This is a genomic window from Streptomyces sp. NEAU-sy36 (assembly GCF_013423905.1).
Taxonomy (GTDB): domain Bacteria; phylum Actinomycetota; class Actinomycetes; order Streptomycetales; family Streptomycetaceae; genus Streptomyces; species Streptomyces misionensis.
In genome coordinates this window covers 7,885,932-7,906,349 of record NZ_CP058977.1, presented here as the reverse complement: position 1 = coordinate 7,906,349, position 20,418 = coordinate 7,885,932, and the positions used below count along the sequence as shown (strand labels likewise).

The following is a 20,418-nucleotide window of genomic DNA, read 5'->3' as shown; positions in this document are numbered from 1 at the left end:
TGGGACGACAGGAACGAGGCACCAGATGACCGACCCGGTGACGCTGGACAGCGAGCGCCCCGTCGGCGAGTTCGACGAGAAGCGCGCCGAGAATGCCGTACGCGAGCTGCTGATCGCGGTCGGCGAGGACCCCGACCGCGAGGGGCTGCGCGAGACGCCGGCTCGGGTGGCGCGGGCGTACAAGGAGATCTTCGCCGGGCTGTGGCAGCAGCCCGAGGACGTGCTCACCACCACGTTCGACCTGGGGCACGACGAGATGGTCCTGGTGAAGGACATCGAGGTGTACTCGACCTGTGAGCACCACCTGGTGCCGTTCCGGGGCGTGGCGCACGTGGGCTACATCCCGTCGGTCTCCGGGAAGATCACCGGTCTGTCGAAGCTGGCGCGTCTGGTGGACGTCTATGCCCGCCGGCCGCAGGTGCAGGAACGACTCACCACGCAGATCGCGGACTCCCTGATGGAGATCCTGGAGCCGCGGGGCGTCATCGTGGTCGTCGAGTGCGAGCACATGTGCATGTCGATGCGCGGTATCCGCAAGCCGGGCGCCAAGACCATAACGTCGGCGGTGCGCGGTCAGCTGCGCGACGCGGCGACCCGCAACGAGGCCATGAGCCTGATCATGGCGCGCTGAGCCGGAGCCCGGGGGAGCCGGCGGTCACGCCGCCGGTTCCGCGCCCGGGTGGTCCTGGTCGTCGTCCTCGGGGAGCTTGCAGACCCGTTCGAGGAAGAGGGCGGCCGCTATCACGGCGAGGCCCGCGAGGACCGAGAAGCCCGCGTAGAAGGCCTGGTCGCGGCGGGTGGGGATGTCCAGGAGCTCCAGCAGGAAGACGCCCGTGCCGCCGTACATGCCGGCGACGAGGGCGGCGACCAGGGCGCTGGCCTGGCCGAAGACGACCGCGCGGGCGGCCATCAGCGGGTCGACGCCCTTCGCGCCGGGGCGGCGCTCGCGCTGGGCCTTGAGGCGCGAGCGGATCGAGAGCGCCGTGGACAGCAGGACCACTGCGATCAGGGCGAGGACGATGGGGGCGGCCAGGGGGACGCCGGGCAGGGTCCCGATCGAGTTCCAGAGGCGGGCGCCCGCCCAGGACAGGATGCCCGCCACGACGAACACGCCGATCAGCACCCTGATGCGCAGCTCTCTCACGGTGTCCCTTCAGTTCCCCCGGACCGGGTCCCGGTGGTGGTCGTCTTGACCTTAACGACTACTCGGGCAGTCGGAGTTCCAGGTCCGTGCGTGGCTCGACGCCTTCCCGGGTGACGGCCGCGAGCAGTTCGGCCACGGTGCCGCGGCCGGGCAGCTGGGCCGCCGGGTCCACGTCGTGCCAGGGCGCGAGGACGAACGCGCGTTCGTGGGCGCGCGGGTGGGGCAGGGTCAGCTGCGGGTCGTCGGAGGTGACGTCGGCGTAGGCGACGATGTCCACGTCCAGGGTGCGCGCGCCCCAGCGCTCGTCGCGGACGCGGTGGAAGGCCTCCTCGACGGCGTGCGCGCGCTCCAGCAGGGAGGAGGGCGGCAGGGTGGTCTTCAGGGCCACCACCGCGTTGAAGTACGACGGCTGGCTGCCGGGTTCGACGCCCCAGGGCTCGGTCTCGTAGACGGGCGAGACGGCCTTGACGCGCACGCCGGGGGTGTCCTCCAGCGCGTCCACGGCGCCCTGGAGGGTCTCCAGGCGGTTGCCGAGGTTGGACCCGATGGAGATCACGGCCCACTTGGGGTTCTGCAGGGTGGTGTCGGCCGCGTCCACCTTCTCGACGACCGAGGCGGGCACCGGCTGGACGGTCGGGTCACTGTGACCCTGGACGAAAGGTCGGGTCATACTCGGCTCCGGGTGATGGTGACGGTCACGTCGTCGAAGGGGACGGTGATCGGGGCGTCGGGCTTGTGCACGCACACCTCGACCTCCTGGACCCCCTCGTGTTTCAGGCAGGTCTGGGCGATCCGCTCGGCCAGCGTCTCGATGAGGTTCACCGGCTCGCCCTCGACCACGGCCACGACCTCCTCGGCCACGATGCCGTAGTGCACGGTCTTCGTCAGGTCGTCGTCGGCCGCGGCCGGCCGGATGTCCAGGCCCAGGACGATGTCCACGAGGAAGGTCTGGCCCTCCTCGCGCTCCTTGGGGAACACACCGTGGTGCCCGCGGGCCTTCAGGCCGCGCAGCGCGACACGATCCACGCGAATCACTCCTGCAATCGTCGGGAACGACCGGCCCGTACCGCGTGCGGGCGACACACCGGTCACAGACGAATCTACCTGCGGGCGCCGACAGGCCCGGGTCCCAGGGGCCCGGGCCCGGCCGGGACAGGGAGGGTCCCACCGCTCGTTCCCCCCGGGGAACCCCGCCGCGTCATGGGCTGGTAGCCCGTCATACCCCGGGGTAGGTGATTCCAACCACTTCTCGGTCCCGGTGCGCCGTCGTCGGTTCCCTACCCGCTCAGGCGAGGGGGTCGTCGTCCGGATTCACGCCATTCGCGCCGCCCTCGCCGTCCTCGGGGTCGTCGCCGTCGGCGAGGACGGGTGAGGCGTGGTGGGACCAGAGCTTCCAGCCGAGCGGGGTGCGCCGGAACACATTGGTGGCGACGACGAGCTGGCCGACCAGGGGTCCGAGTTCGTCGCCCTCCGCTGGGGCGGGGCCGCCGCTGAGGATGTTCTCGGTGCAGGTCACGAGCGCGGTGTCACCGGTGACGGAGACGTGCACATCGGTCAGGAAGAACTGGATGTAGTCGGTGTTGGCCATGATCAGGGCGTACGACCTGAGGACCTCGCCGCGGCCGGTGAGCACCGGCCAGCCGGGGTGCACGCAGGAGATCACGCCGCTGTCGGCGGGGTCGTGGTACTCCTCGTCCACGCCCAGGTCGGCGGGGGTGAGCCAGAGGTCGGAGACCTCCTCGAAGTCACCGCGTTCGAGGGCCTCGTAGAAGGCGGTGTTGGCGGCCTCGACCTGTTCGACGTCGGTGTGGGGGGCGCTCACCGGGCTCCGTCCGCGATGTGTCCGCCGGCGGCGCCGGGGGCGTGGCCGGTTCCGTGCGCCTCGTCGGCCGCCGGGTCCGCCGGGACGGGCGCCGTACCCGCGGTGGCGCGTGCTCCTTCGACCGCGCGCGCGACCCGTACGGCGTCCGCCGTGGCGCGCACCTCGTGGACGCGTACGGCCCAGGCGCCGGCGTGCGCCGCGAGTGCGGAGACGGCGGCGGTGGCGGCGTCGCGTTCCCGCGCGGGCGGGGGAGCGCCCTCGGGTCCGGCGAGCACCCGGCCGAGGAACCGCTTGCGGGAGGCGGCCACCAGCAGCGGGTGGCCGAGGGCGCGCAGCCGGTCGAGGTGGGCCAGGAGGGCGAGGTCGTGCTCGGCCTCCTTGGAGAAGCCGAGACCGGGGTCGACGACGATCCGGTCGGGGGCGATGCCGCCGGCCAGGACGGCGTCGATCCGGGCGCGCAGTTCGTCCACGACCTCGCCGACGACGTCCTCGTACACGCCGTGGACGCCGCCGCCCGCCAGGAAGCCGCGCCAGTGCATGACGACGAAGGGGGCACCGGCGGCGGCGACGACCGGGACCATCTCGGGGTCGGCGAGGCCGCCGCTGACGTCGTTGACGAGGGCGGCGCCGGCCTCCAGGGACCGGGCCGCGACGGAGGCGCGCATGGTGTCGACGGAGACGACGACGCCCTCGGCGGCGAGGCCCCGCACGACCGGGATGACCCGCCGCAGCTCCTCGTCCTCGTCCACCCGGGTGGCGCCCGGGCGGGTGGACTCGCCGCCGACGTCGATCAGGTCGGCGCCCGCGGCGACGAGGTCGAGGCCGTGCTTGACGGCGGCCGTCGTGTCGAACCAGCGGCCGCCGTCGGAGAAGGAATCGGGGGTGACGTTCACGACCCCCATGACCGCGCACCGGTCCCATGCCGGAAGGCCCGCCACTCGGCCGCGCCCGCTGAGCTTGTTCATACGTTCAGCGTAGGCCCCGGGCGGCACCGCGACGGCCCGTAGGGCCGGGGCGGCGCCGGACGGTCGGTTCATGCCGCGCGGGCGTCGCGTTCGCTCACGGTGTGCGCGCACCTGCGTTCGACGGCCGGGCGGCGGCGCCGCAGGAAGCGGGGCATGGGCAGGGCCAGGTTGACGAAGCCCTCGGCCTGCATGGTGGCGAAGCCGATGCGGGGCAGGTCGGTGGTCGCGCGGTAGACGATGAAGCGCGGCTCCCAGCGCGGCTGGAACTTGGCGTTGAACTTGTACAGCGACTCGATCTGGAACCAGCGCGAGAGGAAGACCAGCAGCCCGCGCCAGGCGCGCAGCACGGGACCGGCGCCGATCTTCTCGCCGCGGGCGAGGGCGGAGCGGAACATGGCGAAGTTCAGCGAGACGCGGGTGATGCCGAACCTGGGCGCGGCCTGGAGGGCGGCGACGATCAGCAGCTCGTTCATGCCCGGGTCGGCGCTGCGGTCGCGCCGCATCAGGTCGAGCGAGGCGCCGTCCTCGCCCCAGGGCACGAAGTGCAGGATCGCCTTCAGGTCGCCGTACTCGCCCGGTGCGTCGTCGGCCTTGTGGGCGGTGGCTATGAGGCAGTCGCCGTCGGCCGGGTCGCCGATCCGGCCGAGGGCCATGGAGAAGCCGCGCTCGGTGTCGGTGCCGCGCCAGTCCTCCGCGGCCCGCCGGATGCGGTCCAGCTCGGCCTCGCCGAGGTCATGGATGCGCCGTACCCGGGTTTCGTAACCGGCCCGTTCGATGCGCTTGACCATCTGCCGGACGTTGCGCATGGCGCGCCCGGCGAGCGAGAAATCCGCGACGTCCACCACCGCCTCGTCGCCGAGTTCCAGGGCGTCCAGCCCGGTTTCGCGGGTCCACACCTCGCCGCCGGTCTCCGAGCAGCCCACGACCGCGGGCGTCCAGGAGTGCGCCCTGGCCTCGTCCATGAAGCGTTCGATGGCGCCCGGCCAGGCCTCGACGTCCCCGATGGGGTCGCCGCTGGCGAGCATCACGCCGGAGATGACGCGGTAGGTGACGGCGGCCTTGCCGCTGGGCGAGAAGACGACCGCCTTGTCGCGGCGCAGCGCGAAGTGGCCGAGGGAGTCGCGGCGGCCGTGCTTGGCCAGCAGCGCCCGCAGTTTCGTCTCGTCGTCCTCGGTGAGGTGGGCGGCCGGGTGCTCGGGGCGGAAGGCCAGGTAGATGGTGGTGACGGCGGTGAGCCAGCCGAGCGCCCCGAGGGAGAAGGCGACGGTCCAGGAGGTGTTGCCCTGGTAGTCGACCGGGCCCTCGAAGCCGAACAGGCCGTAGACGACGTGGGTGAGCCGGTCGGCCAGGCTCGGATCGCCGATCGTGCGGTGCGGGTGGACGCTGACGATGACCAGCCCGAGCACGAGTGAACCGGCGCTCATCAGCACGAAGTTGGCGAGTGCGCGCCAGCGGCTGCGCGGGTCCGGCAGGGCCGCGAACTCCCGGCGGTGCCAGATCAGCGGCACCAGCAGGACGACCGCGAACAGCACGCCGGCCAGCGAGTGGCGGTAGGCGAACTGGCTCACCGCGCCGGCCGGCAGCAGCGCGACCGCGGCACGCCACGCACGACGCTTGCGCCGCCTGAGTCCGTGCGCGAGCAGCAGCAACAGCACGCCGACGCTGAGCGAGAGGGCCGCGGCGAACGGTCCGAAGGAACCGGGGAGCACCTCGGCCAGGGCGTGCATACGGCTGTGACGGAAGCGCGGGAAGACTCCTGCGGCGATGTCCAGGAGGCCGACGAGCGCGACCGCCCTGCCGACCAGGCCGGGGACGGCCTCGGGGCGCGGGCCGCGCGGTATGCGCAGCGCCCGGCTCGATCGGCCCGGAACCCCGCCCGACATTTCCCCATCTATCCTGACAGACATCGCATCCCGTAGTTCTGCGAGAGACCTTGGACCCGGGCCCGATCGGGCATCCGGTGACATTGCGCCCTCTAGGACGGTGTCTCGGGGAGAGAGGTTCACTCCCCTCCGGAAAGTCGGGTCAAAGGCCGAGGAAAGCCCCGGGCAAACCCACGCGACGGCGCGTGGGCGCGGCACGGGCCGAGAGCGCAGGCAGGGAAAGAGCCATGGGTCTGACGAGCAACAAGGTGCTGGTGCTGGCGATCGTGTTCGCCGTGGTGCTGTTCGCGGGCACGGTGTGGCTGTGGCCGCGGCTCGCCCGGCACAGCTGGCGGGCCGTCGGCGGACGGATCGGCCTGCTGCTCGTCACCCAGCTCGCGCTGTTCGCCTCGGTGGGGCTCGCCGCCAACCAGGCGTTCGGCTTCTACGCCAGCTGGGCGGACCTGTTCGGCCAGGAGAACGGCCAGGGCGTGGTCGTCGACCACATAGCGGACGGTGCCCGCAGCCCGATCCAGGTGGTCGCCACCTCCCGGGTGGCCGGGGTGAGCAGCGGGGCGCCGCAGGTGGCCGGGCAGATCCAGAAGGTCGACATCCTCGGCCGTACGACCCGCATCGGGGCGCCGGCGTTCGTGTACCTGCCGCCGGAGTACTTCCAGCCGCGCAACCGCGACCGCAAGTTCCCGGTCTCCGTCGTCCTGACGGGTTACCCGGGCACCGCGCAGGCGCTGGTGGACAAGCTGCGCTACCCGAGCACGGCGCAACAGCTCGCCAAGAGCGGCCGGATGCAGCCGATGATCCTGGTGATGATGCGCCCGGCGGTGGCCCCGCCGCGGGACACCGAGTGCGTGGACGTGCCCGGGGGCCCGAAGACGGAGACGTTCTTCGCCAAGGACCTGCGCGACTCGGTGATGGCTCGATACCGGGTGGACAAGACGCCCGCGAGCTGGGGCATCATCGGCGACTCGACCGGCGGCTACTGCGCGCTGAAGATCGCCATGCACCACCCGAAGTCGTACGCCGCCGCCGTCGGCCTGTCGCCGTACTACAACGCGCCGATCGACCCCACCACCGGCGACCTCTTCCACGGTGACGCGAACCTGCGCAATCGTGCCAACCTCTTCTGGGTGCTCAGGCACCAGGCGGCCCCCGAAACCTCACTGCTCGTCACCAGCAGCAAAATCGGTGAGCACAACTACAAGGACACGCTCAAATTCATCAAGAGCGTGCAGAACACGAACGTGACCAGGATTTCCTCGATCATCCTTCCGAGCGGAGGGCACAACTTCAACACCTGGCGGCGGGAGATCCCCGAGGCGTTGCAGTGGCTCGGCACCCGGCTGGTCTCGCACTGAACCCCCGGATCCTGACGCCCCGTGAGGGACACGGTATGGCCGTGTTTTTGCGGGGCGGGGACCCATGAATCGCCTACGCGCGGTAAGTTTCTGGCCATGCCACGTGGACGCCACCGCCATTCCCCGCCTCTGCACCGGCTGTTGCCCCCCTCCGCCATCGCCGGCGTCTCCGTCGCCTGCGCGCTGGGTCCCTGGGTGTTCTCCGAGGCCGCGGTGCTGCGCGTGCTGGCCGGAGCCGCCGCGGTGACCGCGCTCGCCGGCGCGTTCGTGATGCGCCGCTGGGACATCCACGCGGGCAAGCAGGTCGCCGACCTCGCCCGCGCCCGGGCCGGTGACGAGTGGCGGTTCGAGGAACGGGTCGCCGAGCTGGAGGCCGACCTGGAGGAATCCCGCGAACTGCGCACCAAGCTGGAGCAGCGGCTGCGCGCCAAGCGCGCCGAGCTGGCCGGGCTGCGCAACGAGCACGCGGCCCTGCTGCGCCGCTACGCCACCGCGGAGACCGAGCGCGCGAGCGCCCTGGAGGGCCGCCGCCTGCTGGAGATCGAGTCCGGGACGCCCGCGCTGCCGTCCGCCGCGCGCCCGGCCGCCTCGCTGCCGTCGGCCTCGCCGGCCCTGCCGCCGGCCCGGAGCGCGGAGCCGTCCGCCGCCGGGGTGCCGGAGAAGACGTACGACGTGTTCTCGGCCGAGGGCGCGAAGCTGTACGGGCAGGCGCTGCGGGCGCTGGCCGCGTTCGACCGGGAGCGCGGCAGCGGGTCCGGGACGCGGGGTGAGGGCCCGGCCGCCGCCAAAGGGGACGACGCCGCCGGGGACATAGCCGCGCCGGACGGTGCGCCCGCGCCGTCCGAGGACGCCGGACCCGCCGAGGCACGGCCCGCGGCCACCGCTCCGCAGGCCCCCGCGGCCACCGGGGCCCAGGACGAGACGTCCGAGCCCGCCGGGACCCCCGAGCCGGTCGACGCGGCCGGGACGCCCGCCGACGGGCACTTCACGGTGCCGACCGCCGTGGCCGTCGTACCGGCACCGCCCGTGCGGCGCCCGACGACCTCGGGCGGATTCGACTTCTTCGGCACCCAGAAGGGCGCGGGCCCGCAGAAGGCCGCGCCGAAGCCCGCGCTGGACGCCGTGCAGAACGAGGACCTGGCCGATGTCGTCGGCCAGGAGGCGCTGGCCGTGCACAAGGCCGAGGAGGAGGCGGGGTTCAAGCCCGCCGGCGACGATGCGCACGGCGTGGGACAGGTCATCGACCTGACCGCGCACGACGAGACCGAGCAGATCGACGTCCAGGGGCTGCGCAGCGCGGCCTCCTGACGACGGCACGCCGCACGCCGGGCCCGGCCTCCCCACGCGGAAGCCGGGCCCTCGCGCGTCCGGGCATGGGGGAAACTGGAGCCATGACTCCTACGACGGAGACCACGGTCGGGATCGGCGGTGCCGCGGAAAGCACCGACATGGTGCTCAACATCGGCCCCCAGCACCCCTCCACGCACGGCGTGCTGCGGCTGAGGCTGGTGCTGGACGGCGAGCGCATCGTGCACGCCGAGCCGGTGATCGGCTATATGCACCGGGGCGCGGAGAAGCTCTTCGAGGCCCGCGACTACCGGCAGATCATCATGCTCGCCAACCGTCACGACTGGCTGTCGGCGTTCTCCAACGAACTGGGCGTGGTCCTCGCCGTGGAGCGGATGCTCGGCATGGAGGTGCCCGAGCGCGCGGTGTGGACGCGCACGCTGCTCGCCGAGCTGAACCGTGTGCTCAACCATCTGATGTTCCTCGGCTCCTATCCCCTGGAACTGGGCGGGATCACCCCCGTGTTCTACGCGTTCCGCGAGCGCGAGGTGCTCCAGAACGTCATGGAGGAGGTCTCCGGCGGGCGCATGCACTACATGTTCAACCGGGTCGGCGGCCTCAAGGAGGACCTGCCGGCCGGCTGGGCGGGCCGCGCGCGGGCCGCCGTCGCCGCCGTGCGCTCGCGGATGGACGTCTTCGACGACCTGGTGCTCGGCAACGAGATCTTCCGGGGGCGCACGCGCGGGGTGGGGGCGCTCGCCCCCGAGGCGGTGCACGCCTACGGCGTGAGCGGGCCCATCGCGCGCGGCTCGGGCGTCGACTTCGACCTGCGCCGCGACGAGCCCTACCTGGCGTACGGCGAACTGCGGGACACGCTGAAGGTCGTCACCCGGAGCGAGGGCGACTGCCTGGCCCGTTTCGAGGTGCTGCTCGAACAGACGCACAATGCGCTGGACCTCGCGGACGCCTGCCTGGACCGGCTCGCCGAGCTGCCGCCCGGGCCCGTCAACCAGCGCCTGCCGAAGGTCCTGAAGGCGCCCGAGGGACACACCTACGCGTGGACCGAGAACCCGCTCGGGATCAATGGGTACTACCTGGTCAGCAAGGGCGAGAAGACGCCGTACCGGCTCAAGCTGCGCTCGGCGTCGTACAACAACATCCAGGCGCTGACCGAGCTGCTGCCCGGGACGCTGGTGGCGGACATGGTGGCGATCCTCGGCTCGATGTTCTTCGTGGTCGGCGACATCGACAAGTAGTCCGCGCGCCCGGCGCGGGTCAGCCGAGCGGGTCCGGGATGCCGGCCGGCCGCAGCAGCCAGCCGAAGTCGCCGAGGCCGCCGCGCGCGGTCAGCTCCGCGGCCTCGCCGGCGCCCGCGAGGGCCCGCACATAGCCGGCGGGGTCCGTGGCGGCCAGCGTGAGCGGGGGGCGTGCGCCGGTGATGCCGAGGGCGTGCAGGGCGTCGCGCTGGGTGAGCAGCCGCGCGGGGGCCGGGAGCGCGGCCGCGCAGGCGTCCAGGGCGACATGGGCGGTGATGTCACAGCTGCCGTCCGGCACCGGCGTCGTCTCGCGGCCCTCGCGGAAGCCGGTGAGGGTGCCGAACGGAGGGCGTGCGCCGGCGGTGTGCGCATAGTCGACGGCCACCGCGAGCCCCCGTACCACCCGTCCGGCGACCGCCGCCCACGCCTCGTCGCGGGGCCGCCCCAGCTCCGCGCGCTTCCCCGCCTCGGCCGGCAGCGGCCACCAGCGCGCCAGCCAGTCCGCGTCCGCGCCGGTCACCGGCTCGCCCGGCCGCTCGGCGCCGTCGTCGCCGACCAGCACGTACCGGGGCACGCCCGCGGCATCCGTCTCGGCCACGTCCACGGGCACGTTGTCCAGCCACTCGTTGGCGAACAGCAGCCCGGTGACCGACGCGGGCGGCTCGTCGCACCAGGTGACGCGGCCGTCCAGGCCGGCGGGGCGGCCGGCGATCTCGACGGCGTACGGCCGCACCCGCGCGGCCACCTCCTCCGGCAGCGCGCGGAGCACCCCCGTCACCAGTTCGCCGCGCCCGGCCCCCATGTCCACGAAGTCCAGCGCCGCAGGCCGCCCCAGTGCCGCGTCGACCCGGCACAACAGCTCCGCCACGGCCGCCGCGAACAGGGCCGACGCGTGCACCGACGTGCGGAAGTGCCCGGCGGGTCCCTCCGGCCGCCGGAAGAAGCCGTCCGGGCCGTACAGGGCGGCCTCGGTCAAGGCCCGCCAGCCGCGCGGGCCCGCGCCCGGCGCGCGCCGCTGCTCACCCGTCCTGCCGTCCGTCACCGGACCAGGGTAGGCGCACAGATGATCATCTCCTCCACCTTGGGGAGTACGTGCGCGGGGCCCGGATCGGCCCTCCGGTTGACCCGGTCGGGCATTCCGTTTCCCTACTCTGGGTTACGTGCAGCGCCTCTACGACTTCCTCCGCCGTCACCCGACCGGGGTCGACTCCTTCTGGGCCGTCGTCCTGTTCGGGCTGTCGGTGCTGAGCGAGGCCAATCTCCAGGGGTCGCCGGCGCACCGGGCACCGCTGGCCGCGGCGGTCGCCGTCTCCGCCGTCCTGTGTCTCGTCGTCGCGCTGCGCCGCCGCTTCCCGGAGCCGATGCTCCTGGTCGCGCTCGCCACCGGCCTCGCCCAGCTGGTGCTGGACGTGGAGACGTCCGTCGCCGACTTCGCCATGCTGGTGATCGCCTACACGGTCGCCACCATGGGCGCGCGCTGGGCGTCCCGGCTCGCCCTGGTCGCCAGCTTCTGCGCCGCGCCCATGGCGCAGCTGCGCTGGCCGGCGGAGCATTCCAGCCTCCTCGGCCGCCTGGCCATCGTGGTCTTCCAGATCGTGCCCTTCGCGCTCGCCTGGGTGCTCGGCGACTCCATGCGCACCCGGCGCGCGTACTTCGCCCAGCTGGAGGAGCGCGCGGCCCGGCTGGAGCAGGAGCGCGAGGCGCAGTCCAAGGTCGCCGTCGCCGCCGAGCGCGCCCGGATCGCCCGCGAGCTGCACGACGTGGTCGCGCACAACGTGTCCGTGATGGTGGTGCAGGCCGACGGCGCCGCCTACGTCATGGACACCGCCCCCGACCAGGCCAGGACGGCCCTGGAGACGATCTCCTCGACCGGCCGGCAGGCCCTCGCCGAGATGCGCCGCCTGCTGGGCGTGCTGCGCACCGGGGAGCACCAGGAGGGCGGCGAGTACGTCCCGCAGCCCGACGTCGAGCAGATCGACGAGCTGATCGAGCAGTGCCGCGGCTCCGGGCTGCCCGTCGACTTCAAGGTGGAGGGCACCCCGCGCCCGCTGCCCAGCGGGGTGGAGCTGACCGCGTACCGGATCGTGCAGGAGGCGCTCACCAACACCCGCAAGCACGGCGGGCCCAACGCGGGCGCCAGCGTCCGGCTGGTCTACTTCGACGACGGCCTCGGCCTGCTCGTGGAGGACGACGGCAAGGGCGCCCCCCAGGAGCTGTACGAGGAGGGCGGCGCCGACGGCCGCGGACACGGCCTGATCGGCATGCGCGAGCGCGTCGGCATGGTCGGCGGCACCCTGGACGCCGGGCCGCGGCCGGGCGGAGGATTCCGGATCAGCGCCCTGCTGCCGCTCAAGCCGGCGCACTGACGAACAAGGACAGGGAAGAGGGACCGGATGACGATCCGCGTGATGCTCGTCGACGACCAGGTGCTGCTGCGCACCGGGTTCGGGATGGTGCTCGCCGCCCAGCCGGACATGGAGGTCGTCGCCGAGGCGGGCGACGGTGTCGAGGCCCTGGAGAAGCTGCGCGCCACCGCGGTGGACGTGGTGCTGATGGACGTCCGCATGCCGAAGCTCGACGGGGTGGAGACCACCCGGCGGATCTGCGCGCAGCCGGACCCGCCCAAGGTGCTGATCCTGACCACCTTCGACCTGGACGAGTACGCCTTCTCCGGGCTGAAGGCGGGCGCCTCCGGGTTCATGCTCAAGGACGTGCCGCCCGGCGAGCTGCTGGCCGCCATCCGGTCCGTGCACAGCGGTGACGCCGTGGTCGCGCCCTCCACCACCCGGCGGCTGCTGGACCGCTTCGCGCCGATGCTGCCCTCCGGCGGCGGGGACCCCCGGCAGAAGGAGCTGGAGCGGCTCACCGAGCGGGAGCGCGAGGTGATGGTGCTGGTCGCGCAGGGCCTGTCCAACGGGGAGATCGCGGCGCGCCTGGTGCTGTCCGAGGCGACCGTGAAGACCCATGTCGGACGCATCCTGACCAAGCTGGGGCTGCGCGACCGGGTGCAGGTGGTGGTGCTGGCGTACGAGACCGGCCTGGTGCGCGCGGGCGGCCTCGGCTGAGCCGCAGACACCGCGGCCGGGCGGCTTCGGCTGAGCCGCAGACCGCGGCCGGGCGGCCTCGGCTGATCCGTGCCTCGCCTGGACGGTCTCGCCCGAGCCGCGCCCCGGCCGGGCGGTTCAGCGCAGCAGGCCCTCGATGAAGTCGCTGCCCAGCCGGGCCACCGCCGAGAGGTCCAGCTGGTGCTGCACGTACCGGCCGCGGCGGCACTGGGTGATCAGGCCCGCCTTCTTCAGCACCGCCAGGTGCCGGGATATCTCGGGCGCCGACATGCCGTACGCGTCGGCCAGTTCGCCCGTGGTGTGCGGGGCGCGCGCCAGATGGCGGCACAGCCGCATCCGCACCGGGTGGGCCAGCGCCTCCAGGCGCCGGGTGAGTTCGGCGACGGACGGGGCCTGCGGGCGCGGTCCGCTGAGCGGGTAGCTGATCACGGGCTGCCAGCCGTACCGGTGCAGGACCAGGACGTGGGGGCGGCCGAGGCTGGTCGGCACCAGCACCAGGCCGCCGTCCCCGGTGGCGGTGCGCACCACCGGCAGCTTGTCGACGGTGATCAGCGCGGCCTCCTCGTCCACCGAGAACGCCCCGGACAGCGAGCAGAGGGCCTCGGTCAGGCCCCTGCGGCGCAGCAGTTCGGTGCGGTGCCGGGCCTCGGCGGCGAGCTGGGGCCGCACCCGGGCCCAGGTGTCCGCGAAGAAGGCCTCCTCGCAGTCGAGCAGCAGGTGCCGCAGCCAGGCCCGGATGGCCGGCGGGTCCTCCAGCAGCCGGCGGGTGAACCGCTCCTGCATCGGGCCGCGCGCGGCGGCCATGTCCAGGGCGCGCCGGCGCAGCTCCGGGTCGTCCAGCGTGCCGGGTCGTTGCGTCCCGCAGGTGAACTCCAGGGCCGCTTGCACGAACTGGTCGTCCGTCAGTTTGTCCAGCAGCTCCAGGTCCTCGGCCAGCGTGGCCCCGGGGAGCACCCGGCCGCCGGGGACGCCGGCGAAGGCCCAGAAGACGTCCGAGAACGTCGTACGCCACAGGAAGTCCGCCTCGCACAGCCGGTCGGCGAGATGGGGGCTCAGCCGGGAGGAGACGGCGGCGGTCCAGCCCCCCAGCTCCGGGTGGTGGCCCGGTTCGCTGAGCACGTGCAGCGCCATCCCGAGCTCGGCCAGCGGCGAGGGGACGACGGAGATCCTCGCCCACCTGTCGGCCTCGGGGGCACTCCCGTCGGCGGCCAGGCCGGTGATGTCGATGGTCACGCTCATGCCCCCATCGTGCACCGGACCACCGACAACGCCTCGTGGATTGACGGCAGCGGTCAATCCACGGGACATCGGCAAGGGGCGGGCGCAGCCTGAGGGCATCCACGTTCCCGGAAGGCGACCGCCATGAGCATCACCCAGCAGTACCTCCTCGACCTGCACCGCACCCGGGCCCACGGCACGCCCCACCCGCCCGCGCCCGGCCGGCACGACCTCGCCGTGCTGCGCGCCCTCGTGCGCAGGCTGCGCCGCCGGGTGTCGTAGCGAGCCCGCGTATGCCGGGGGCTCACCACCGCCGGCTCCTAGCGGGTGCCTCCGGGCGACGGCAGCCGTAGCACGAAGTCCCTTGCCGCCGCCCGAACGTCGTCGGCCGTCCACTCCAGGCCCGCGGCGCGGACGCTCACCTCCGTGCGGGCCAGCCCGGGAGCGGCGTCGCCGGACCAGCCGCCCGCGAAGAGGGCCACCGAGGTCTCCTCCGCCTGGCGCAGCGCGGCCTCGGCGACCACCTCGGGTTCGTACGGCAGCCACACCTGGAACTCATGGGTGTGCGGCACCTCGGGGTGCACCCGCGTCCACGGCAGGCCGGCCTCGGCGAAACCCTCGCGCAGCGCGGCGGCGACCACGCGCGCCTGGCGCACGTACGCGGGCAGCCTCGGCAGTTCCCGCTCCAGGCCGATGAGGGCGGACAGCGCGGTCGGGAACTGCTGGAAGATCATGCCGCCGTACCGGTGCCGCCAGGTCCGCGCCTCCTCGACCAGCGTGGCCGGGCCGGCGAGCGCGGCGCCGCCGAGGCCGTCGAGGGACTTGTAGAACGACACGTAGACGCTGTCGGCCAGCCCCGCGATCTCCGTCAGGGGGCGCCCGAAGTGCTCGGTGCACTCCCACAGGCGCGCGCCGTCGAAGTGCACCACCGCCTCGCGCTCCCGGGCCACCGCCACCGCCTCGGTCAGCTCCTCCCAGGTGGGCAGCACGAAACCGGCGTCCCTGAGCGGCAGTTCGAGCATCAGCGCGCCGAAGGGCTCCGCGACGTCGCGTATCTCCGCCGCCGTCGGCTGCCGCCGCCCGCCGCCCACCCGGACCGGACGCAACCCGCTGACCTGGCTGAGGGCCTGCCGTTCGTGCACCTCCGGATGGGCCAGCGGGTGCAGGGCCACGGCGGTGTCACCGGTGCGGCCCGCCCAGCAGCGCAGCGCCACCTGCTGGGCCATGGTGCCGGTGGGGAAGAAGACGGCGGCCTCCATGCCGAGCAGGGCGGCGGTGCGCTCCTCCAGGGCGGCCACGATCCGGTTGCCGTACACGTCGGCCGGTTCGTCGAGGTCGTACACCTCGGCGCCCGCCCCGGCCAGGTCCGCCAGGCGCTCGCGGATCGTGCCGCCCCAGCGGGCGCCGCCCAGCCTGCGCGCGCCCCGCCGCCGTACGGCCGCCCACCGCTCCCGCCTGCGGTCCTGGTCCGAAGGCTCCGAAGTCTCCGATTGTCCCGTCGGCTCTTGTGCCGGGTGCGCGCCGGTCGCGTCGGTGTCAGTCATGCGGGGATCATGCCGCGCCGGGCGCCCTCGGGGCAGCCGGATATCCGGGGCCGGGGCCGGGCGGGACCGCGTGGGGAAACCCACAGCCTGTGGACAACCGGTCGGCGGCGGACCGAGATAGCGTTAACATGACGAGAAATCGTCCGGTACATCGTCCGGTACCCGAAGCGGACTGGAACGGGAAGGCCGCCGTCGCGTGAGTACAGTCCACCAGCAAGACCTCAAGGACCGCCCCGCGCGGCTCACCGTCGGCGTCGTGGGCGCCGGCCGCGTGGGCCCCGCGCTGGCCGCGTCCCTCCAGCTCGCCGGGCACCGCCCGGTCGCCGTCTCGGGTGTCTCCGACGCCTCCCGCAGGCGTGCCGAGACCCTCCTCCCAGGCGTGCCGCTGGTGCCGCCCGCCGAGGTCCTGGAGCGCGCCGACCTGGTGCTGCTCACCGTCCCCGACGACGTGCTGCCCGCACTGGTCGCCGGCCTCGCGGAGACCGGCGCGGTGCGCCCCGGCCAGCTGCTGGTGCACACCTCCGGCCGGTACGGCGCCAAGGTCCTCGACCCCGCGCTGCGCGCCGGCGCGCTCCCGCTCGCCCTGCACCCGGCGATGACCTTCACCGGCACCCCGGTGGACGTACAGCGCCTCGCGGGCTGCTCGTTCGGCGTCACCGCGCCCGAGGAGCTGCGGCTGGCCGCCCAGGCCCTGGTCATCGAGATGGGCGGCGAACCGGAGTGGATCAGCGAGGAGAACCGCCCGCTCTACCACGCGGCCCTCGCGCTCGGCGCCAACCACCTGGTGACCCTGGTCGCCCAGTCCATGGAGCTGCTGCGCACGGCCGGCGTCGAGGCCCCCGACCGGATGCTCGGACCGCTGCTCGGCGCCGCCCTGGACAACGCCCTGCGCTCCGGGGACGCGGCCCTGACCGGACCGGTCGCGCGCGGCGACGCGGGCACCGTCGCGGCGCACATCACCGAGCTGGGCAGGCACGCCCCGGGCACCGTCGCCGGCTATCTGGCGATGGCCCGCGCCACCGCCGACCGCGCCCTCGCGTCCGGGCTGCTCAAGCCGGAACTCGCCGAGAACCTGCTCGGCGTGCTGGCCGACGGCGCCGGCGGCGACAGCACCGGCAGCGGCCGCGCGGACGGCGACGGCACCGACGGCACGAACGGCACCGAGGGGAACGACCGATGACCACCGCCCTGCTCAGCACCGCCCAGGAGCTGCACGCCCGCGCCCGCGAGGGCCGCCGTGCCGTCGTGATGACCATGGGCGCCCTGCACGAGGGCCACGCGAGCCTCATCCGCGCCGCGCGCCGGATCGCGGGCCCGGACGGCGAGGTCGTCGTCACCGTCTTCGTCAACCCGCTCCAGTTCGGCGCCGACGAGGACCTGGACCGCTACCCGCGCACCCTGGAAGCCGACCTGAAGGTCGCCGCACAGGCCGGCGCCGACGCCGTGTTCGCCCCCTCCGTGGAGGAGGTCTACCCCGGCGGTGACCCCCAGGTCCGCGTCACCGCGGGCCCCATGGGCGAACGCCTGGAGGGCGCTTCCCGCCCCGGCCACTTCGACGGCATGCTCACCGTCGTCGCCAAGCTGCTCCACCTGACCCGCCCCGACGTCGCCCTGTACGGCCAGAAGGACGCCCAGCAGCTGGCCCTGATCCGGCGCATGGTGCGGGACCTGAACTTCGGCATCGAGATCGTCGCCGTGCCGACCGCGCGCGAGGAGGACGGGCTCGCCCTGTCCAGCCGCAACCGCTTCCTGTCGACCGACGAGCGCCGCACCGCGCTCGCGCTGTCCCGCGCCCTGTTCGCGGGCCGTGACCGGCACGCCGCGCAGGAGGCGCTGCGCGCCCGCGCCCGCGAGGTGCCCGCCACCCAGGCACGGGCCGAGGCGCTGAGCGCGATAGGGGAGTCCCGCGCGGCGGCCGACGCGCACGCGGTGGCCACGGCATCCCCCGGCGGCCCGGCGGCCGTCCGCGCCGCCGCCCGCCAGGTGCTGGACGACGCCGCCCACTACGACCCGCCGCTGGAACTGGACTACCTCGCCCTGGTCGACCCGTCCGACTTCACCGAGATCGGCGACGACCACACCGGCGAGGCGGTGCTCGCGGTGGCGGCCCGGGTCGGCGCCACCCGGCTGATCGACAACATCCCGCTCACCTTCGGACCCCTCGGAGCCGCCTCGTGACCAGCACAGGCATACGACTGCACGCGCCCGCCCCCGGCTGGGCCATCGAGGCGGACGTGGTCGTCGTCGGCTCCGGCGTGGCCGGTCTGACCGCGGCCCTGCGCTGCGAGGCCGCCGGGCTGACCACGGTGGTCGTCACCAAGGCCCGCCTGGACGACGGCTCCACCCGCTGGGCGCAGGGCGGCATCGCGGCCGCCCTCGGCGAGGGCGACACCCCCGAGCAGCACCTGGACGACACCCTGGTGGCGGGCGCGGGCCTGTGCGACGAGGAGGCGGTACGGCTCCTGGTCACCGAGGGCCCGGACGCGGTACGGCGGCTCATCGCCACCGGCGCGCACTTCGACGAGTCCGCCGAGGGCGCCCTCGAACTCACCCGCGAGGGCGGCCACCACCGCCGCCGGATCGCCCACGCGGGCGGTGACGCGACCGGCGCGGAGATCTCCCGCGCGCTGGTCGAGGCGGTCCGCGCGCGCGGCCTGCGCACCATCGAGAACGCCCTGGTCCTGGACCTGCTCACGGACGCCGAGGGCCGCACCGCCGGGGTCACCCTGCATGTGATGGGCGAGGGCCAGCACGACGGTGTGGGCGCGGTGCACGCCCCCGCGGTGGTGCTCGCCACCGGCGGCATGGGCCAGGTGTTCTCCGCCACCACCAACCCGTCCGTGTCCACCGGCGACGGCGTGGCCCTGGCACTGCGCGCGGGCGCCGAGGTCAGCGACCTGGAGTTCGTCCAGTTCCACCCGACCGTGCTCTTCCTCGGCCCGGACGCGGAGGGCCAGCAGCCCCTGGTCTCCGAGGCGGTGCGCGGCGAGGGCGCCCACCTGGTCGACGGCGACGGCGTGCGCTTCATGACGGGCACGCACGAGCTGGCCGAACTGGCGCCGCGGGACATCGTCGCCAAGGCCATCACCCGGCGGATGCAGGAGCAGGACGCCGAGCACATGTTCCTGGACGCCCGGCACTTCGGCGCCGAGATGTGGGAGCACCGCTTCCCGACCATCCTGGCCGCCTGCCGCGCCAACGGCATCGACCCGGTCACCGAGCCCATCCCGATCGCCCCGGCCGCCCACTACGCCTCCGGCGGCGTGCGCACCGACGCCCACGGCCGCACCACCGTGCCCGGCCTGTACGCGTGCGGCGAGTGCGCCTGCACCGGCGTGCACGGCGCCAACCGGCTCGCCTCCAACTCCCTGCTGGAGGGCCTGGTCTACGCCGAGCGGATCGCCGCGGACATCGCCGCCGAGCGCGCCGCGCACGGCCCGCGCACCCGCGTCCCCGCGCCCGTCCCGCACCCCGAGCAGCCGGCGCACCCGCTGCTCGCCCCCGAGACCCGGTTCGCCGTCCAGCGGATCATGACCGAGGGCGCGGGCGTGCTGCGCTCGGCCGAGTCCCTGGCCCGGGCCGCGGACCAGCTCCAGCGGCTGGACACCGAGGCCCGCGAGGCGCTCACCGAGCAGGGCAAGACCGCCGAGCCGGGCGTGGACACGTGGGAGGCCACCAACCTCCTGTGCGTGGCCCGTGTGCTGGTCGCCGCCGCCCGGCTGCGCGAGGAGACCCGCGGCTGCCACTGGCGCGAGGACCACGCCGAGCGCGACGACGCGAACTGGCGGCGCCACATCGTCGTACGGCTCGATCCGGACCGTTCGCTGGCGGTGCGCCCCACCGACACCGCAGACTTCCCCCCTACCCGGTAACACCAGCGCCTCAGGAGCAGTGACAGACGTGAGCACCGACGACCTTCCCCTCGTGACGACCGGCGGCTGCGGCGACGGCTGTGCCTGCGGCGCGGAGGACCACGAGGAGTACCTGGAGTGCGGGCTCGACCCCGCGCTCGCCGAACTGCTGGCGGCCGCCGGGCTCGACCCGATCGAGGTCGAGGACGTCGCCAACGTGGCCATCCAGGAGGACCTGGCCGGCGGCGTGGACGTGACCACGGTCGCCACCATCCCCGAGGAGGCCGTGGCCACGGGCGACTTCACCGCGCGCGAGGCGGGCGTCGTGGCCGGTCTGCGGGTCGCCGAGGCCGTGCTCTCCGTGGTCTGCACGGACGAGTTCGAGGTCGAGCGGCACGTCGAGGACGGCGACCGGGTCGAGGCCGGGCAGAAGCTGCTGTCGGTCACCACCCGCACCCGCGACCTGCTGACCGCCGAGCGCAGCGCGCTGAACCTGCTGTGCCGGCTGTCCGGCATCGCGACCGCGACGCGCGCGTGGGCGGACGCCCTGGAGGGCACCGGCACCAAGGTCCGCGACACCCGCAAGACCACCCCCGGGCTGCGCGCCCTGGAGAAGTTCGCGGTGCGCGCGGGCGGCGGCGTCAACCACCGCATGTCCCTCTCGGACGCGGCCCTGGTGAAGGACAACCACGTGGTCGCGGCCGGCGGCGTCGCCCAGGCCTTCAAGGCCGTACGGGAGTCCTTCCCGGACGTGCCGATCGAGGTCGAGGTCGACACCCTGCACCAGCTGCGCGAGGTGGTGGACGCGGGCGCCGACCTGATCCTGCTGGACAACTTCACGCCCGGCGAGTGCGCGGAGGCCGTCGGCATCGTCGCCGGCCGGGCCCAGCTGGAGGCCTCCGGCCGGCTGACGCTCGCCAACGCGCGGGCGTACGCCGAAACCGGTGTGGACTTCCTGGCGGTCGGCGCCCTGACCCACTCCTCGCCGATCCTGGACATCGGCCTGGACCTGCGCGAGGCGGAGTAACGGC

The 20,418-nt window shown here is 73.8% G+C and carries 20 protein-coding genes; 11 read left to right on the top strand and 9 right to left on the bottom strand.

Annotation, left to right across the window (positions count from 1 at the left end; genetic code table 11):
* Window positions 1–25 precede the first annotated feature (25 nt).
* Window positions 26–631, top strand: a complete 606-nt coding sequence (gene folE, locus HZZ00_RS34740; protein WP_070022464.1) for a GTP cyclohydrolase I FolE — start codon at window positions 26–28, stop codon at window positions 629–631.
* Between the two features lie 24 nt (window positions 632–655).
* Here the strand turns inward: folE and HZZ00_RS34735 are convergent, their stop codons facing one another.
* From HZZ00_RS34735 to HZZ00_RS34710, 6 genes are all read right to left on the bottom strand, one after another.
* Window positions 656–1,144: a DUF3180 domain-containing protein gene (locus HZZ00_RS34735; protein ID WP_180330016.1), complete on the bottom strand. Its 489-nt coding sequence runs from the start codon at window positions 1,142–1,144 to the stop codon at window positions 656–658.
* Between the two features lie 58 nt (window positions 1,145–1,202).
* Complete coding sequence (gene folK, locus HZZ00_RS34730) at window positions 1,203–1,814, bottom strand: 2-amino-4-hydroxy-6-hydroxymethyldihydropteridine diphosphokinase (RefSeq protein WP_070022466.1); 612 nt, start codon at window positions 1,812–1,814, stop codon at window positions 1,203–1,205.
* Window positions 1,811–2,170, bottom strand: a complete 360-nt coding sequence (gene folB / locus HZZ00_RS34725) for a dihydroneopterin aldolase (protein WP_070022467.1) — start codon at window positions 2,168–2,170, stop codon at window positions 1,811–1,813. Before folB ends, folK begins: the two co-directional genes overlap by 4 nt.
* Window positions 2,171–2,429: 259 nt before the next feature.
* Window positions 2,430–2,966, bottom strand: a complete 537-nt coding sequence (locus HZZ00_RS34720; RefSeq protein ID WP_180330015.1) for a nuclear transport factor 2 family protein — start codon at window positions 2,964–2,966, stop codon at window positions 2,430–2,432.
* Window positions 2,963–3,931 carry a dihydropteroate synthase gene (gene folP, locus HZZ00_RS34715; RefSeq protein ID WP_257585524.1) on the bottom strand — a complete coding sequence of 323 codons (969 nt, stop codon included), beginning with the start codon at window positions 3,929–3,931 and terminating at the stop codon, window positions 2,963–2,965. The genes HZZ00_RS34720 and folP overlap by 4 nt, the downstream gene beginning before the upstream one ends.
* A 68-nt stretch (window positions 3,932–3,999) precedes the next feature.
* Entirely contained in the window at window positions 4,000–5,814 is a 1,815-nt protein-coding gene (locus HZZ00_RS34710; protein ID WP_180330014.1) for a phosphatidylglycerol lysyltransferase domain-containing protein, read from the bottom strand.
* 227 nt (window positions 5,815–6,041) lie between these two features.
* Here HZZ00_RS34710 and HZZ00_RS34705 point away from each other — a divergent pair, with 227 nt between their 5' ends.
* The 3 genes from HZZ00_RS34705 (at window position 6,042) to HZZ00_RS34695 (ending at window position 9,709) form a co-directional block, all read left to right on the top strand.
* Complete coding sequence (locus tag HZZ00_RS34705) at window positions 6,042–7,166, top strand: esterase family protein (RefSeq protein ID WP_180330013.1); 1,125 nt, start codon at window positions 6,042–6,044, stop codon at window positions 7,164–7,166.
* Window positions 7,167–7,262: 96 nt separating this feature from the next.
* Window positions 7,263–8,474: a hypothetical protein gene (locus HZZ00_RS34700; RefSeq protein ID WP_180330012.1), complete on the top strand. Its 1,212-nt coding sequence runs from the start codon at window positions 7,263–7,265 to the stop codon at window positions 8,472–8,474.
* A gap of 83 nt (window positions 8,475–8,557) precedes the next feature.
* Window positions 8,558–9,709 carry an NADH-quinone oxidoreductase subunit D gene (locus HZZ00_RS34695; protein ID WP_070022471.1) on the top strand — a complete coding sequence of 384 codons (1,152 nt, stop codon included), beginning with the start codon at window positions 8,558–8,560 and terminating at the stop codon, window positions 9,707–9,709.
* Between the two features lie 19 nt (window positions 9,710–9,728).
* Here HZZ00_RS34695 and HZZ00_RS34690 read toward each other — a convergent pair whose 3' ends face one another.
* Window positions 9,729–10,751 (bottom strand): SAM-dependent methyltransferase, encoded by a 1,023-nt coding sequence (locus HZZ00_RS34690; RefSeq protein ID WP_180330011.1) that lies wholly within the window; start codon window positions 10,749–10,751, stop codon window positions 9,729–9,731.
* Between the two features lie 118 nt (window positions 10,752–10,869).
* Between HZZ00_RS34690 and HZZ00_RS34685 the strand changes: the two genes are divergently transcribed.
* Window positions 10,870–12,075 carry a sensor histidine kinase gene (locus HZZ00_RS34685; protein WP_180330010.1) on the top strand — a complete coding sequence of 402 codons (1,206 nt, stop codon included), beginning with the start codon at window positions 10,870–10,872 and terminating at the stop codon, window positions 12,073–12,075.
* Between the two features lie 27 nt (window positions 12,076–12,102).
* Window positions 12,103–12,774: a response regulator transcription factor gene (locus tag HZZ00_RS34680; RefSeq protein WP_180330009.1), complete on the top strand. Its 672-nt coding sequence runs from the start codon at window positions 12,103–12,105 to the stop codon at window positions 12,772–12,774.
* A gap of 117 nt (window positions 12,775–12,891) precedes the next feature.
* Here HZZ00_RS34680 and HZZ00_RS34675 read toward each other — a convergent pair whose 3' ends face one another.
* Window positions 12,892–14,013: a DUF5937 family protein gene (locus tag HZZ00_RS34675; protein ID WP_180330008.1), complete on the bottom strand. Its 1,122-nt coding sequence runs from the start codon at window positions 14,011–14,013 to the stop codon at window positions 12,892–12,894.
* A gap of 123 nt (window positions 14,014–14,136) precedes the next feature.
* On the opposite strand from HZZ00_RS34675, the gene HZZ00_RS34670 reads away from it, so the two are divergent.
* Window positions 14,137–14,274, top strand: a complete 138-nt coding sequence (locus HZZ00_RS34670) for a hypothetical protein (protein WP_180330007.1) — start codon at window positions 14,137–14,139, stop codon at window positions 14,272–14,274.
* Window positions 14,275–14,312: 38 nt separating this feature from the next.
* Here the strand turns inward: HZZ00_RS34670 and HZZ00_RS34665 are convergent, their stop codons facing one another.
* Window positions 14,313–15,536: a low specificity L-threonine aldolase gene (locus HZZ00_RS34665; RefSeq protein WP_180330006.1), complete on the bottom strand. Its 1,224-nt coding sequence runs from the start codon at window positions 15,534–15,536 to the stop codon at window positions 14,313–14,315.
* Between the two features lie 196 nt (window positions 15,537–15,732).
* On the opposite strand from HZZ00_RS34665, the gene HZZ00_RS34660 reads away from it, so the two are divergent.
* Genes HZZ00_RS34660 through nadC form a run of 4 tightly spaced genes read left to right on the top strand, consistent with a single transcriptional unit; the run spans window position 15,733 to window position 20,414 of the window.
* Window positions 15,733–16,716, top strand: coding sequence for a Rossmann-like and DUF2520 domain-containing protein (locus HZZ00_RS34660; protein ID WP_180330005.1), 984 nt, complete (start codon window positions 15,733–15,735; stop codon window positions 16,714–16,716).
* Window positions 16,713–17,714 carry a pantoate--beta-alanine ligase gene (panC, locus tag HZZ00_RS34655; protein WP_180330004.1) on the top strand — a complete coding sequence of 334 codons (1,002 nt, stop codon included), beginning with the start codon at window positions 16,713–16,715 and terminating at the stop codon, window positions 17,712–17,714. Before HZZ00_RS34660 ends, panC begins: the two co-directional genes overlap by 4 nt.
* Complete coding sequence (locus HZZ00_RS34650) at window positions 17,711–19,408, top strand: L-aspartate oxidase (RefSeq protein ID WP_180330003.1); 1,698 nt, start codon at window positions 17,711–17,713, stop codon at window positions 19,406–19,408. Before panC ends, HZZ00_RS34650 begins: the two co-directional genes overlap by 4 nt.
* A 28-nt stretch (window positions 19,409–19,436) precedes the next feature.
* Window positions 19,437–20,414: a carboxylating nicotinate-nucleotide diphosphorylase gene (gene nadC, locus HZZ00_RS34645; RefSeq protein ID WP_180330002.1), complete on the top strand. Its 978-nt coding sequence runs from the start codon at window positions 19,437–19,439 to the stop codon at window positions 20,412–20,414.
* The last annotated feature ends 4 nt before the right edge of the window (window positions 20,415–20,418 follow it).

Bases quoted from the DNA above. Each gene is read 5' to 3' on its own strand.
- folE (WP_070022464.1), top strand. From the start codon at position 26: ATGACCGACCCGGTGACGCTGGACAGCGAGCGCCCCGTCGGCGAGTTC.
- folK (WP_070022466.1), bottom strand. From the start codon at position 1,814: ATGACCCGACCTTTCGTCCAGGGTCACAGTGACCCGACCGTCCAGCCG.
- HZZ00_RS34700 (WP_180330012.1), top strand. From the start codon at position 7,263: ATGCCACGTGGACGCCACCGCCATTCCCCGCCTCTGCACCGGCTGTTG.
- HZZ00_RS34665 (WP_180330006.1), bottom strand. From the start codon at position 15,536: ATGACTGACACCGACGCGACCGGCGCGCACCCGGCACAAGAGCCGACG.
- HZZ00_RS34675 (WP_180330008.1), bottom strand. From the start codon at position 14,013: ATGAGCGTGACCATCGACATCACCGGCCTGGCCGCCGACGGGAGTGCC.
- HZZ00_RS34710 (WP_180330014.1), bottom strand. From the start codon at position 5,814: ATGTCGGGCGGGGTTCCGGGCCGATCGAGCCGGGCGCTGCGCATACCG.
- panC (WP_180330004.1), top strand. From the start codon at position 16,713: ATGACCACCGCCCTGCTCAGCACCGCCCAGGAGCTGCACGCCCGCGCC.
- folP (WP_257585524.1), bottom strand. From the start codon at position 3,931: ATGAACAAGCTCAGCGGGCGCGGCCGAGTGGCGGGCCTTCCGGCATGG.
- HZZ00_RS34695 (WP_070022471.1), top strand. From the start codon at position 8,558: ATGACTCCTACGACGGAGACCACGGTCGGGATCGGCGGTGCCGCGGAA.
- HZZ00_RS34670 (WP_180330007.1), top strand. From the start codon at position 14,137: ATGAGCATCACCCAGCAGTACCTCCTCGACCTGCACCGCACCCGGGCC.
- HZZ00_RS34705 (WP_180330013.1), top strand. From the start codon at position 6,042: ATGGGTCTGACGAGCAACAAGGTGCTGGTGCTGGCGATCGTGTTCGCC.
- HZZ00_RS34680 (WP_180330009.1), top strand. From the start codon at position 12,103: ATGACGATCCGCGTGATGCTCGTCGACGACCAGGTGCTGCTGCGCACC.